Below are 13,140 nucleotides of genomic sequence, written 5' to 3'. Positions count from 1 at the left end.
GTTATTCCATGTAATAAGAAGAAATGCCGGGATTGAACAACGTTTGCAAGTAATCCAGAGCCTCCTTCAGTTCGCCTGCCAGGGTATAGGGCGGGTTGGCTATCCACAGGCCGCATCCGGTCATGCCACCGCTTTGGGCTTTAGTCAAATTAAATTCCACGCGCAGGGTATTGGTCGCGGGTATTTCAGCGAGATTTCTGACCAATTGCTGATGGTGATAATGATCCACCAGAGGGTACCACAGGCAATAAACCCCATTGGAAAAATGGGGAAAGACCTGCCTAATGGCTTGCGGAATGTGCTTGTATTCGCTTTTGATTTCATAGGCCGGGTCAATAAAAATCAAGCCGCGTCGTTCGGGGGGCGGCAGCAGAGCCTTTAATTGATGAATACCGTCTGATTCACTGAAAAACACCCGTTTACCCTGACGTTTTAACTGCTTAAGCTGTTCGAATTCCTGGGGATGGAGTTCACAGCAAAACAAGCGATCGTCCTTCCTGAATTGGTCAATGGCAATGGCCGGGGAGCCCGGGTAATAACGCAGAGCCTGTGTGGGATTCCGGGCTTTTATCAGGTTCAGGTAAGTGAGAAAAACTGGCGGCAATTGCTGCTGATTTTCCCAAAGCAGGGAAATGCCCTGTTTGTATTCAGCGGTTTTGTTGGCCTGGCTGTCTTTCAAATCATAAAGGCCTCGGCCGGCATGGGTTTCTAAATAAAAAACAGGTTTGTCCTTTTGCACAAGGTAATCGATAAGCCGGGTTAAAGTGACATGCTTAATGACATCGGCAAAATTTCCGGCATGGTATCCGTGTTGGTAACTGAGCATAACTAATCAATGGCAAGACAACGGGATGTTGATTATAGCCTGACTGGCAGGGCGCTGCCTTCTTTTTTTCAGTCCTCATCATTGGCACACTTTGCACTATACTTATAACGTGGAACCATTACGGAGGCCGACATGAGCTTGCACAAAGAGCAGGATGATGACAGCTACTCGTTTACCGATTTTTCTTTCGAAGAGGATACTGATGAGTTAAATCGGAAAAAACACCTGCGCAAAAAACTCGAAGAACGTCTGGAAAGGAAACGACTTAAAGAAGAATTCGACGAGCTCGATGGTGATTTTGACTGGGATGAACTGGATCGTTAAAGGGCATTAAGCCCCCCGCAATCATCCTGATACCAATACAGTCTGAGGCCAAAGCGGCCTTGGGCTTCTTTTGCTTTTATTTGCCGCCTAAGTCCTTATCATTGCCACTCGCATTTTTAAAAATTACTTAATAATTATGTGCTTAAATTTTTGAAATTTTACAATTAATTTCGTTAATACTATTCTTATATATTGAGGAATGTAAATTTTATTTTTTCCTTAGGTTTATTAATAAATTTTTACCCAACGGAGAATTAAAAATGAATAAGGAAATATTTGAGGGAAGCTGGGAAGAAATGAAAGGTAAAATAAAGCAGCAATGGGGAAGGCTTACGGACGATGATTTACTTGAAATCGAAGGAGACAATCAAGAGATTTATGGCAAATTAACAAAGCATTACGGTTATACCAAAGACGAAATCGACGAGCAATTGGAACGATTCAGAAAACACTAAATTAAGGAGTGAACCATGTTATATTGGGCTCTTGTTTTTCTGGTGATTGCCATTGTCGCGGGTTTGTTTGGTTTCCGGGGAGTGGCATCAACAGCAACGGAAATTGCTAAAATATTATTCTTCTTATTTTTAGTAATTTTTATTGTTTTGCTGGTGTTAAATTTGTTATCAGGAACACCCCCGCCGTCACCAGCAGTAACCCCTTAACAGCAATCAATTGCTATTTCAAATACAGGAAAAAAGCAGCGGATTACCCGCTGCTTTTTTATTTAAACAGCCATCATTGCCGGCCATCACGCAAAGGGTTATAGTAGATAAAACGCATTTTCAGGGACGAAGGGTATGATGGCATTTTTATTTCTGGTTCTGGCTCTGGTGATAGCGCTTGCCTGGGCCGGGCGGCGAAACCTGTCATTAGTGACGCTGGTTTTTGCTTTTTTTCTGAGTGCAGCTTCCTTTCTTCATCACATCACCAGTCAGTTGGATCTTAATTTATAGGAACAGGAATGAAGACGGCGTTCATGAATCGTATGATGCAGCTTGTTAATCTTCTCAATGCCTTCGCCATCATTCTTGTTTTAATGATGGCGTTTGTTTTTCAGTTCGTTTTTAACGAATTGCCCTGTCCATTATGCCTGTTGCAGCGGGCCGGTTTTTTAATCACCGCCATTGGCTTCTTGCTGAATGTACGCTTTGGCCTGCGCCCCAGTCATTACGCCCTGACGCTTCTCGGGGCTTTGTTTACTTCTTTTGTGGCTTTACGACAGATTGCCTTGCATGTGATTCCTGGCAGCGGTGCCTATGGTTCCAGTATTTTAGGGCTGCACATGTACACCTGGTCATTTATTATTTCCATGGCGATTGTACTGTTTAATACCCTCATCCTGGGTATGGATACGCAATATCAGAGGCAATGGCGCAATACTCCGGCGACGAAATCGCTCATGCATGCGGTGTTCGCTCTGTTGTTTTTTCTGGCGATAACCAATGCTGTCGCGATTTTGGCGGAATGCGGTCTTGGCGAATGCCCCGATAACCCCACCGCCTACTTATGGTAGGGACTGATGTCATCATGCGTTGCGGCAAAAAGGGTGTTTTGCAGCAGGGCAGTAATGGTCATGGGGCCGACTCCGCCTGGGACGGGTGTAATCCAGCCAACCCGGGTAACAGCCCTGTCAAAATCAATATCCCCGCGCAATTTTCCGTCGGCGAGACGATGAATACCAACATCAATAACGACCTGATCGCGATGCAGCCAGTCGGTATCCACCACATTCTGTTTACCCGTGGCTATTACCAGCACATCAGCCAGGCGCACATGCTCTTTAAGCTCGCGGGTAAAGCGATGACAAATAGTCACGGTCGCCCCTTCGCCTAAAAATTCAAGCCCCATGGGCCGACCGACAATGTTGGATGCGCCAACCACGACCGCATGACGGCCGCGCAGGGCGATGCCATTGGCCTGAAGCAACTGGATAATGCCGTAAGGCGTACAGGGTCTCAGGAGCGGCAGACGCTGCGCCAGTCGCCCCAGATTGTAAGGATGAAAACCGTCAACGTCTTTTAAAGGGTTGATGCATTCAATGATTTTGTGAGTGTCCATGTGGTCGGGAAGAGGCAGTTGTACCAGAATGCCGTCAATGGCAGGGGAGTGATTTAATCGGTTGATTAAATCCAGCAGTTCCTGCTCTGAAGTCTTCGCTGGCAACTGATAGGATTCGGAGGTTATGCCAACCTCAACGCAGGCTTTGCTTTTGTTTGCCACATAAATGTGGGAAGCGGGGTCATCGCCTACCAGGATGACGGCCAGTGCCGGAGCGCGTCGACCGCTGGCAATCCGTGCTTGAATGGCCAGTTTGAGCTCGTCTTTTTTTAACCGGGCAAGGGCTTTGCCGTCGAGAATGAAGGCAGTCATGCAATATCCTCGTAGAGAATATGGTGGGCGGATTATGAAATAGCGGGCGTGCTTATGCAATGCTCTTTTTTATAAATTGCTGAAAACGGCTTTTCAGTGATTATTAAATTTTCAATCTGAGGTTCGAAAGGGCAACCAAGCCTTATTGTCATCGAACCTGTTGAATACCCGTGATGAAGATGCTATTTTTTGGCTATTAATTAAAAGGTTAGATTGTCCATGCAGGGAGCGCCAATTGAATAAGACACGGTTGTACGTCGCGATAATGGCATCTTTACCCTTTGCTGCATTTTCACTCGGCATGGGCGACATGACGGTTGAATCCGCCTTAAATCAGCCTTTCAAAGCGGAAATTCAACTGATCGATGTCGATATTCCTCTGGCCGGCATCAAGGCCCGCTTAGCCTCAGTGGAAGATTTTGCACGCATTGGTCTTGATCGAAATGAAATACTCACCCTGTTGCGTTTTGAAATAAAGAAAAATGAGCATGGACAGCCTGTCATTTATATTTCCTCCCATGAGCGTATCGTTGAGCCCTTTCTTGAAATTGTTGTCGATTTAACCTGGGCCAATGGTCAGCTTTATCGGGCGTACACCGTGTTGCTTGATCCCCCGGGTTATCAATTAAATGGCGGGATAAAAGCCACGGGTTCACCGGTCAAACTTAAAACCTATGCCAGCGAACCGGGAGTGGTTGACAAGCCCTCTTATTCGCATGTGGTCGAGCAGGGTGCCGAAGGCGGCAAAGTGCGTAAGGAGGCAACGTATGGTCCTACTGTCGCCAATGAAAGCATCTGGCAGATTGCCCAGCGCTACACCACGCCGGACACAACCATTCAACAGGTCATTTTAGCGATTGTGGGAACCAACTCTCAGGCCTTTACCCAAGGCAATCTCAACGGCTTGAAAACGGGTGAGCGTTTGCGTATTCCATCAAGCGATGAGGTGAAGAAAGTACCGGAAGATCTGGCGCGAGGCGAAGTCGATGCGCATGATGTGGCCTGGCGAAACAAGGAAGAAATCAAGCACGTGCTGTTGCCGCCTTACATTGACGGTGTTGCCGGCACATCCCAGTTCGACAACCCGTCCGCCGCCAAGCCCATAACCGATCCAGGCACGGGGACAAGTCCTTCCACTATTCCCCAGGCCCCTGTCTTTAATCAGCACAAAACCACCCAGGGCAATGCCTTTACCGACATTTTCTCCACCTCGAATTCGCTCATGTCGGCGGAAGACAGCAAAAAACCGGTGGCTTCAGACAAGCAGTTGGTGAAACCGGATTCAGCGATGAAGGCGGAGATGGATGTTACCAATGCCGCCATTGATTCCATGCGCCTGGTTAACTCGCAGTTAAAAAATCAACTGCAATCCCTGGAGAAGAACAACAAAGCGTTGCAGGACCAGATGAGCAAACGCGACGAGGACATCAGACAGCTGCGCGAACAAATGGCATTACTGCTCAAGCAGCGTCAGGCCATTGCCGCTCAGACAAGTCAGATGCAGGCTGAAGAAGACTCATCCAATGTATGGATTTACCTGTTGCTGCTACTGGCTGCCGGCGGCCTTGGTGCTTTCACCTGGCTTTTCTTAAAACAACAAGCAAACCGCCGCCATTCCCTGTCTGAGCCGGATCAGCCAACGAACGATACACCCCCTCAGCCAGTCAAGCCGCTGCTGCAGGCTCAAGCCTTTGAGCCTGAGCGCTCAGAAGGCGAACGTGCGGTAGATTCTGCCGGCCAAGCGAGTGATGGGGTTAAGCCAACAACGGAGAAACCCAGGTCTAAATCCAAATCCAAAGACGCGTTAATCATTCACCAGGCGGCCATCGAACCGGCTGCGGCAACGGCTGAGCCGACAGACAGCCTTCCTGTGGAGGAACCGGCGGCAGCAAGTGACCTGGGCGAAGAGAAGCCCGATGTTAACGAGACGGTGGTTGAACAGGCTATTGAACGTCCTGCTGTTCTGGAGGAGCCTGTACAGACGGAACCGCCGATGGCCATTCATGAAAATGATTCTTATGAGTTCACCGAAGAGCCCGCTGCTGTTGCTGAAGAAACAGAAAAAACGCCTGAGAAAAAAGAATTCAAGCGGCCTTTAAGTGACCTGCTGAAAACGGCCTCCGACTACCCGGTCGAGGTAGTGGGTATCGACAGCCAGGTGCATGAAGCAATACAACCAGTAACGCCGGATGAAGCACCTGCGCCCATTCAAGAGGACGCTTCCGAGTCCGACAATTTTGTGCTTGATTTTGAACCAAGCCTTGAAAAAATGGTAGAAGAGAATAAGCAAAAGCATACGGTTTCTGAGGAAGTGGAACAGGTTGCGGATGATGGACTTGAATTTATTCCAACACCCATTGAAACAACGACAGAGGAAAAGGCGGCTTTACCCGAAGTGGAAGCAAGCGATGATCATGCGCTCGATTTTGAGGCGGGTTTACCTTACGAACCGGCAAAGGTCGAACCGGAGAAGACTGAAGGTGAACGCATTGAATCGCCTGAAATTGACGAACTGTTAAAGTCAGACGAGGATGCCAATGAGGAAGGCCCAGTCATTAATTTTGATGGCCTTGCCGAGGAAGAAACAATATCCGGCATTAACGCTGCGCCACTTAACCTTGAAGCAGAACAAAAACCTGGAAAATCCGCTAAAGCACGCCAGGAGGACGACAAGGAGTTTGACGCCCTGGTGCAAGGTAGCGCGGAAGAAGACCATGAGCCGTTCGCCGTGCAGGACGAGGAAGAGAATGAATTTAACTTCGAGGCTGAGTTTAATGGGGATGACGCGGTGGCAGACATCCCTCTTACGGCTGATGAATTGACCGATGAATCGGAAGAGACACAAGACCCGGCTGCACCACAGAAACTGGTGAAAAGTAAAAAAGCCCTGGATACGCTGTTGGCTTTGGCGAAAACCTACCTGAGCATGGATGATCAGGAGGCAGCCAGGCAGTCGCTGCAGGAAATCGTCGAATTTGGTAATAAAAAGCAACGCGCGGAAGCCCAGAAACTGCTGGATGAAATGGATAAAAAATAATCCTGTTCGTGAGGATCACCATTCACGAAAGCAGACTGGACAAACGCCGGCTGGTGTTATACATTGACCCTTTTGGGCAGGAATAGTGATGCGTATTGCCTTGGGGGTTGAATACGATGGATGCCAGTACCATGGCTGGCAAGCACAAACTGGCCTGCATACCGTTCAGCAAGTTATCGAATCAGCACTATCAAGGGTCGCTGATTGCCCGATTAGCGTTGTTTGCGCAGGCAGGACGGATACAGGCGTCCATGCAACCAACCAGATTATCCATTTTGACTGCGACAAGGAACGAACCATTCGTTCCTGGATTCACGGCGCCAATTCATTTTTACCCAAAGACGTCTGCGTAAAGTGGGGGCGTGAGATGCCCGACGAATTCAACGCGCGTTACTCGGCCTTGTCTCGCCGTTACCGTTACATCATTTACAATGCATCCATACGCCCTGCTCTGCTCAGGGGGAATGTGACCTGGCAGTACCGGCTTCTGGACCATAAATTGATGGCTGAAGCCAGCAAATACTTAGTCGGTGAAAATGATTTTACTTCGTTTCGTTCCGTCGAATGCCAATCCAATACGCCCATGCGCAACGTGCACCAATTGCAGGTGGCTCGTATGGGTGATTTAATCGTGATTGACATTACCGCCAATGCCTTTCTTCATCACATGGTGAGAAACATTGCCGGCGTGCTCATTGCCGTGGGCTCGGGCAAAAAGCCGGTAGAGTGGGTAAAAGAAGTGCTTTTGGCTCGCGACAGACGTCTTGGTGCAGAAACAGCGCCGCCTTATGGCCTTTATCTGGTAGCGGTTACTTATCCCAAGGAGTACGGGGTTATGCAAATGCCACCTGGACCTTTGTTTCTTGGAGAGCGTTGATTGACCTCAAATCGCATTAGAATAAAGATGTGCGGTATGACCCGCGAAGAAGACATCAGGCAAGCAGCAGCCATCGGGGCTGATGCGGCAGGATTTATTTTTTATAACCAAAGCAAGCGATCCATTTCAGTTCAGCAAGCGTGTGAATTAATGCAGGTGATGCCTCCGTTTATGAGCGCTGTCGCTGTGGTCGTCAATCCGCAGCCGGCGCTGATTGATGACATTGTGAAAAAATTACCGATTCAATGCCTGCAGTTTCATGGTGATGAATCCCCAGCGTTTTGTAACCAATTTGCCTTTCCTTACATTAAGGCTATCCCGGCGGTTTCTGCCGAGGCTATTTTAAAGGCTGCAGAGGATTATGCCGCGGCCAGGGCCATTCTCCTGGATACGCCCTGCGATTCGCGAGGCGGCAGCGGCAAGATCTTTGATTGGCATACCATCCCTCCATCTCTCGATAAAGCGGTGATAATGGCGGGCGGGCTTACTGCCGGCAATGTCAGGGAGGCGGTTAGTGTTTATCGCCCCTATGCGGTGGATGTGTGCAGCGGCATTGAATCAGCCCCCGGGATTAAAGATCATCATCAAATGAAATTAATTGTTCAGGCCTTAGGAGACATGTAGATGCGTTTCAGCGATCTTCCTGATGAACACGGCCATTTTGGCCCGTATGGCGGTGTGTTTGTTGCCGATACCTTGATGCAGGCGTTGCAGCAGTTAAAAACAGCCTATGAAAAATACCGTTTGGACCCTGATTTTCTGGCGGAACTGACGTCAGAATTGAAGGATTATGTCGGTCGAGCTACCCCGTTATACCATGCCGAACGGTTGAGCAGGCAACTGGGCGGGGCAGGCATCTATTTAAAGCGGGAAGATCTTAATCACACCGGCGCACATAAAATCAATAATACCGTGGGGCAGGGGTTATTGGCCAAGCGCATGGGCAAGACCCGCATCATTGCTGAAACCGGTGCCGGCCAGCATGGCGTGGCCTCCGCCACGGTGGCAGCCAAACTGGGCCTTGATTGTGTCGTTTACATGGGCTCGGAAGACATCAAACGACAAGCCAGCAACGTTTACCGCATGAAGCTTTTAGGGGCGGAGGTGGTGCCGGTCACCGCCGGTTCCAGAACCCTGAAAGATGCCTTGAATGAAGCCATGCGTGATTGGGTGAGTAACATCGACAACACCTTCTACATTATTGGCACTGTGGCGGGTCCGCATCCTTACCCGCAGATTGTCCGTGATTTTCAGGCCGTTATTGGCCGTGAAGCCCGTGCGCAGATGCTTGAAAAAACCGGTTCTCTGCCGGATGCGCTGGTGGCCTGTGTGGGAGGCGGTTCCAATGCCATGGGACTGTTTTACCCTTTCCTCGATGATGAAGCGGTCGCCATTTATGGCGTCGAGGCAGCAGGCAAAGGAATTGAAAGCGGTGAACACGCGGCGTCGTTGATTGCAGGTAAACCCGGCGTCTTGCATGGCAACCGCACTTACCTGTTGTGCGATGAAAATGGCCAAATCAAAGACACTCACTCCATCTCCGCAGGGCTTGATTATCCCGGCGTGGGGCCTGAGCATGCCTATCTAAAAGATCAGGGCCGCGTCCAGTACGTCCCCATCACCGATGAGGAAGCCCTTCAGGCATTCCGTACCCTCACACGAACAGAAGGCATTATTCCGGCACTGGAATCCAGTCATGCGGTGGCGTACGCCATGAAGCTCGCAAAGACCATGGCGCCCACCCAACGAATCATTGTCAATTTGTCGGGACGCGGCGACAAAGACATGCATACTATTGCCGCGATTGACAAATTGACTATTTAACGCAGGCAGGACGTAATGAACCGAATTGACGCATGTTTAAAACGATTGCACGACAGCAATAAAAAAGCCTTAAGCCCTTATATCACGGCAGGGGATTTACAGCCTGAACGAACCGTGGAATTGATGCACGCGCTGGTTAAAGCCGGCGCTGATATTCTGGAGATCGGTATTCCTTTCTCCGACCCCATGGCGGAGGGACCGGTGATTCAGGCGGCCATGGAGCGGTCGTTGAATAACGGTACAACCCTGAAAACGGTTTTGCAATACGTGACCGAATTTCGCCAAAAGGATGACACCACGCCCCTCATTCTGATGGGGTATGTTAATCCGGTGGAAATGCATGGCTATGAACGTTTCGCCCGTGAGGCGAAAGCAGCGGGTGCGGATGGCACCATCTTGGTGGATTTACCGCCTGAGGAAAGTGAAGAGGTTGCAAAAATCTGGCGTGAAGCAGGGCTTTACATGATTTACCTCTGCTCACCGACTACCAGCGATGAACGCATGGATCGCATCAATCACTTTGCACAAGGGTATCTTTACTACGTGTCCCTAAAAGGGGTAACCGGCGCCAGCAGTTTTGCCCTGGATGAAGTAAGAAAACATTATCAGCATCGTCATGCGCAAACCCGCTTGCCGCTTATGGTGGGATTTGGTATTAAAACGGCAGACATGGCTTCCCAGGTTGCTGATTTTGCTGACGGGGTGATTGTAGGAGCCGCACTGGTGGAACGGCTCTTCGACAGTTACACGCGTAAGGACGATTACATTTTACACGGCGTGACTCTGATTGCAGACATGCGCCGTGCCATCGATGAATAATGGATAAAAACATGACAGAAAGCAGTGAAAAAAGAGCCCATTTTATACGCCAGTTGATTACCGATGAATTAGCGAGCGGCAAACATCAAGAGGTTGTGACCCGTTTTCCGCCGGAGCCCAATGGTTACCTTCATGTCGGCCATGCCAAATCCATCTGCCTGAATTTTGGTCTCGCAGAGGAATTCAACGGACGTTGTTATCTTCGTTTTGACGATACCAATCCCATCAAGGAAGAGGAAGAGTTTGTCAATGCCATCATTGACGATGTCAAATGGCTGGGTTTTGAGTGGTGCGACATGACCCATTCCTCGGACTATTATCAACAGCTGTATGATTACGCGGTCCTGTTAATCAAAGCAGGAAAAGCCTACGTGGACAGCCTAAGCATGGACGAAATCCGCTCTTACCGCGGCACGTTGCAGATGCCAGGCAAAGAGAGCCCTTATCGTAATCGGTCGGTAGAAGAAAACCTCGATCTGTTTGAACGGATGAAAGCCGGGGAATTTCCCGATGGCGCCCATGTGCTGAGAGCACGCATCGACATGCAGTCGGGTAATGTGAATATGCGCGATCCGGTATTATACCGGATACGCCATGCCAGCCATCAACGCACGGGTGACGCATGGTGCATTTACCCCATGTATGATTATGCACACCCCATTTCCGATGCCCTGGAGCATATCACCCATTCCCTGTGTACCCTGGAATTCCAGGATCATCGTCCGCTGTATGACTGGTTCATCGAAAACCTGCCTGTGCCTGCACGTCCTGTTCAAACGGAATTTGCCCGCTTAAACCTTTCCCATACGGTGACCAGTAAACGTAAATTACGCGAACTGGTTGAGAAAAAAATTGTCTCCGGCTGGGATGATCCGCGCCTGCCGACTTTGCGGGGCATGCGTAAACGCGGCTATCCACCGGCAGCTATACGCCAGTTTTGTGAAATGATCGGTATTTCCCGCAGCGATTCAGTCATTGACATGTCCCTGCTTGAAGAATGTGTTCGTGATGAACTAAATAAAGTGTCAAAACGCGCGCTGTGTGTGCTTGAGCCGCTTAAAATTGTCATTGACAATTACCCTGACAATCAGGTTGAAGAGTTAACTGCGGCTTTTCATCCTCAGAATGCCGATGCTGGAAACCGCATGCTGCCTTTCTGCCGCGAGCTTTACATTGAGCGCTCCGACTTTATGGAAGCGCCGCCCAAGGATTATTTCCGTTTAGCGCCGGGGCGAGAAGTGCGTTTGCGTAACGCCTATGTGATTCGCGCCAATCAGGTTATTCATGATGATAACGGGCAGATTATCGAAGTACGTTGTACCTATGATCCAGACACCCTGGGAAAAAACCCGCCGGATCGCAAAGTGAAAGGGGTGATTCACTGGGTGTCGAGCCAACACGCTTACCCGATTAAAATTTATCAATACGATCGCTTGTTTAATGACGCCAACCCGGCGCGCGAGGAGGATTTCCTGCAATTCCTCAACAAGGATTCCTTACAGGTTCGTGAGGGTTTTTGCGAGCCCTCGCTGGCGAGACAGCCCGTGGGGGAAACCTTCCAGTTTGAGCGCTTGGGGTATTATTGCGTCAACGAGGTGGAACATCACAAAGTCATCGCCTTTCACCGCATTGTCGGATTAAAGGATACCTGGGGCAAAACGAGCTGAGAGGAAGGCATGTTATATTTATACAATTCACTGACCCGAAAAAAAGAACAGTTTGTACCCATTGAACCCGGAAAAATCGGCTTGTACGCCTGCGGTGTTACAGTGTATGACCGTTGCCATTTAGGCCATGCCCGTTCCATGGTGGCCTTTGATGTCATGGTGCGTTTCCTGCGTGCTGAAGGCTATGACGTGACGTACGTCAGAAACATTACCGACATTGATGATAAAATCATTGTTCGGGCTAACGAGCGGCACATGCCAATTGATCAACTGACATCCCTCTACATTGAAGCCATGCATGAGGATGCCCGCGCCCTGAATATTCTGCCGCCCGATGTGGAACCGCGCGCCACGGCCCATATTGCAGCCATTATTCGTCTCATCGAACGTTTGATGGCAAAAGGCTTTGCCTATGTCAGCGACAATGGCGATGTCTGTTTTGAAGTCGAGCGTTTTAAAGCATACGGTAAACTATCCAATAAAGAAATTGAGAATTTAATTGCCGGCGCGCGCATCGACGTCGTCAGGGAAAAGCGCTCGCCGCTTGATTTTGTGCTGTGGAAGAAAGCCAAAGCCTCGGAGCCCAGTTGGCCTTCCCCCTGGGGTGATGGCCGTCCAGGCTGGCATATTGAATGTTCTGCCATGGCGATGCAGGAACTGGGCGAACAATTTGATATTCATGGCGGCGGCCTGGATTTGCAGTTCCCGCATCACGAAAATGAAATTGCCCAGAGTGAAGCCGCCAGCGAAAAACCGTTTGCCAATTATTGGCTGCACGTTGGCATGCTGCAGGTTAACAACGAGAAGATGGCGAAATCAGTCGGGAATTTTTTCACGATTGAGGATGTCTTGAAAAAACACCATGCGGAAGCAATCCGTTATTTCCTGTTAAGCAGCCATTACCGCAGTCCCTTGAATTATTCCGAAGAGAATTTGCATAATGCCCGCAAGGCGTTGGCGCGACTTTATCAATCGATCAAGGACATTCACTGCGATGACTCGCTGGCGCTGCATGAAAAATGGGAAGCAGCGTTTGCCGCCGCCATGAATGATGATTTCAATACGCCTGTGGCCTTGTCGGTGTTATTTGATCTCAGTCATGAGGTCAATAAAACGCGCGATCCGCAATTGGCGTTAACACTGAAGCATTTAGCCGGTGTGTTAGGGCTCATGCAAGCCAATCCCCTGGATTTCCTGCAGTCGGGTTTGAATGAAGAAGACAAGGAAGGCATTGAACAATTGATTCAGGAACGTCTGCAGGCACGCGCTGACAAGAATTGGGCACGTGCTGATGAAATCCGGGATTCGCTGGCTAAGTCAGGAATCGAGTTATTGGACGGCCCGCAGGGAACCACCTGGCGAAAAATCAGCGATTAAGCACATTCAGGGCTCTTGG

Annotated in this window: 14 protein-coding genes; 12 read left to right on the top strand and 2 right to left on the bottom strand. The window is 49.5% G+C overall.

Features of this window, described 5'->3' with window-relative positions:
- Position 1: 1 nt before the first annotated feature.
- Positions 2-826, bottom strand: a complete 825-nt coding sequence (locus GH742_RS09825; protein ID WP_203454800.1) for a 23S rRNA (adenine(2030)-N(6))-methyltransferase RlmJ — start codon at positions 824-826, stop codon at positions 2-4.
- A gap of 132 nt (positions 827-958) precedes the next feature.
- On the opposite strand from GH742_RS09825, the gene GH742_RS09820 reads away from it, so the two are divergent.
- The 5 genes from GH742_RS09820 to GH742_RS09800 all read left to right on the top strand — a co-directional run bounded on the left by GH742_RS09820 (position 959) and on the right by GH742_RS09800 (position 2,663).
- Positions 959-1,150, top strand: a complete 192-nt coding sequence (locus GH742_RS09820) for a hypothetical protein (RefSeq protein ID WP_203454799.1) — start codon at positions 959-961, stop codon at positions 1,148-1,150.
- A gap of 260 nt (positions 1,151-1,410) precedes the next feature.
- Positions 1,411-1,605: a CsbD family protein gene (locus GH742_RS09815; protein WP_203454798.1), complete on the top strand. Its 195-nt coding sequence runs from the start codon at positions 1,411-1,413 to the stop codon at positions 1,603-1,605.
- A gap of 15 nt (positions 1,606-1,620) precedes the next feature.
- Positions 1,621-1,812: a DUF1328 domain-containing protein gene (locus GH742_RS09810; protein ID WP_108292781.1), complete on the top strand. Its 192-nt coding sequence runs from the start codon at positions 1,621-1,623 to the stop codon at positions 1,810-1,812.
- Between the two features lie 135 nt (positions 1,813-1,947).
- Positions 1,948-2,103: a DUF5993 family protein gene (locus GH742_RS09805; protein ID WP_203454797.1), complete on the top strand. Its 156-nt coding sequence runs from the start codon at positions 1,948-1,950 to the stop codon at positions 2,101-2,103.
- An 8-nt stretch (positions 2,104-2,111) separates the two neighbouring features.
- Positions 2,112-2,663 carry a disulfide bond formation protein B gene (locus GH742_RS09800; protein ID WP_203454796.1) on the top strand — a complete coding sequence of 184 codons (552 nt, stop codon included), beginning with the start codon at positions 2,112-2,114 and terminating at the stop codon, positions 2,661-2,663.
- On the opposite strand, the gene folD is transcribed toward GH742_RS09800, so the two are convergent.
- The gene (folD, locus tag GH742_RS09795; RefSeq protein WP_203454795.1) at positions 2,651-3,520 is read right to left on the bottom strand and encodes a bifunctional methylenetetrahydrofolate dehydrogenase/methenyltetrahydrofolate cyclohydrolase FolD; all 870 of its coding nucleotides are present in this window, start codon (positions 3,518-3,520) and stop codon (positions 2,651-2,653) included. The genes GH742_RS09800 and folD overlap by 13 nt on opposite strands.
- Positions 3,521-3,755: 235 nt before the next feature.
- Here folD and GH742_RS09790 point away from each other — a divergent pair, with 235 nt between their 5' ends.
- From GH742_RS09790 to cysS, 7 genes are all read left to right on the top strand, one after another.
- A complete protein-coding gene (locus tag GH742_RS09790; RefSeq protein WP_203454794.1) occupies positions 3,756-6,557 on the top strand; it encodes a FimV/HubP family polar landmark protein in 2,802 nt (933 codons plus the stop codon).
- An 88-nt stretch (positions 6,558-6,645) separates the two neighbouring features.
- On the top strand, positions 6,646-7,434 hold the full coding sequence (truA, locus tag GH742_RS09785; RefSeq protein WP_203454793.1) for a tRNA pseudouridine(38-40) synthase TruA: 789 nt from the start codon (positions 6,646-6,648) through the stop codon (positions 7,432-7,434).
- The gene (locus tag GH742_RS09780) at positions 7,435-8,058 is read left to right on the top strand and encodes a phosphoribosylanthranilate isomerase (protein ID WP_203454792.1); all 624 of its coding nucleotides are present in this window, start codon (positions 7,435-7,437) and stop codon (positions 8,056-8,058) included.
- Positions 8,059-9,258, top strand: a complete 1,200-nt coding sequence (trpB, locus tag GH742_RS09775) for a tryptophan synthase subunit beta (protein ID WP_203454791.1) — start codon at positions 8,059-8,061, stop codon at positions 9,256-9,258.
- A gap of 15 nt (positions 9,259-9,273) precedes the next feature.
- Positions 9,274-10,077, top strand: coding sequence for a tryptophan synthase subunit alpha (gene trpA, locus GH742_RS09770; RefSeq protein ID WP_203454790.1), 804 nt, complete (start codon positions 9,274-9,276; stop codon positions 10,075-10,077).
- A gap of 11 nt (positions 10,078-10,088) precedes the next feature.
- A complete protein-coding gene (locus GH742_RS09765) occupies positions 10,089-11,744 on the top strand; it encodes a glutamine--tRNA ligase/YqeY domain fusion protein (protein ID WP_203454789.1) in 1,656 nt (551 codons plus the stop codon).
- Positions 11,745-11,753: 9 nt separating this feature from the next.
- Entirely contained in the window at positions 11,754-13,121 is a 1,368-nt protein-coding gene (cysS, locus tag GH742_RS09760; protein WP_203454788.1) for a cysteine--tRNA ligase, read from the top strand.
- The last annotated feature ends 19 nt before the right edge of the window (positions 13,122-13,140 follow it).

It is taken from the genome of Legionella sp. MW5194, assembly GCF_016864235.1.
Classification (GTDB): Bacteria; Pseudomonadota; Gammaproteobacteria; order Legionellales; family Legionellaceae; genus Legionella_C.
This window is presented reverse-complemented; position numbering and strand designations above follow the sequence as displayed.

Coding starts and splice junctions, on each gene's coding strand:
- GH742_RS09825 (WP_203454800.1), bottom strand. CDS start 826: ATGCTCAGTTACCAACACGGATACCATGCCGGAAATTTTGCCGATGTC.
- GH742_RS09820 (WP_203454799.1), top strand. CDS start 959: ATGAGCTTGCACAAAGAGCAGGATGATGACAGCTACTCGTTTACCGAT.
- GH742_RS09815 (WP_203454798.1), top strand. CDS start 1,411: ATGAATAAGGAAATATTTGAGGGAAGCTGGGAAGAAATGAAAGGTAAA.
- GH742_RS09810 (WP_108292781.1), top strand. CDS start 1,621: ATGTTATATTGGGCTCTTGTTTTTCTGGTGATTGCCATTGTCGCGGGT.
- GH742_RS09805 (WP_203454797.1), top strand. CDS start 1,948: ATGATGGCATTTTTATTTCTGGTTCTGGCTCTGGTGATAGCGCTTGCC.
- GH742_RS09800 (WP_203454796.1), top strand. CDS start 2,112: ATGAAGACGGCGTTCATGAATCGTATGATGCAGCTTGTTAATCTTCTC.
- folD (WP_203454795.1), bottom strand. CDS start 3,520: ATGACTGCCTTCATTCTCGACGGCAAAGCCCTTGCCCGGTTAAAAAAA.
- truA (WP_203454793.1), top strand. CDS start 6,646: ATGCGTATTGCCTTGGGGGTTGAATACGATGGATGCCAGTACCATGGC.
- trpB (WP_203454791.1), top strand. CDS start 8,059: ATGCGTTTCAGCGATCTTCCTGATGAACACGGCCATTTTGGCCCGTAT.
- trpA (WP_203454790.1), top strand. CDS start 9,274: ATGAACCGAATTGACGCATGTTTAAAACGATTGCACGACAGCAATAAA.
- GH742_RS09765 (WP_203454789.1), top strand. CDS start 10,089: ATGACAGAAAGCAGTGAAAAAAGAGCCCATTTTATACGCCAGTTGATT.
- cysS (WP_203454788.1), top strand. CDS start 11,754: ATGTTATATTTATACAATTCACTGACCCGAAAAAAAGAACAGTTTGTA.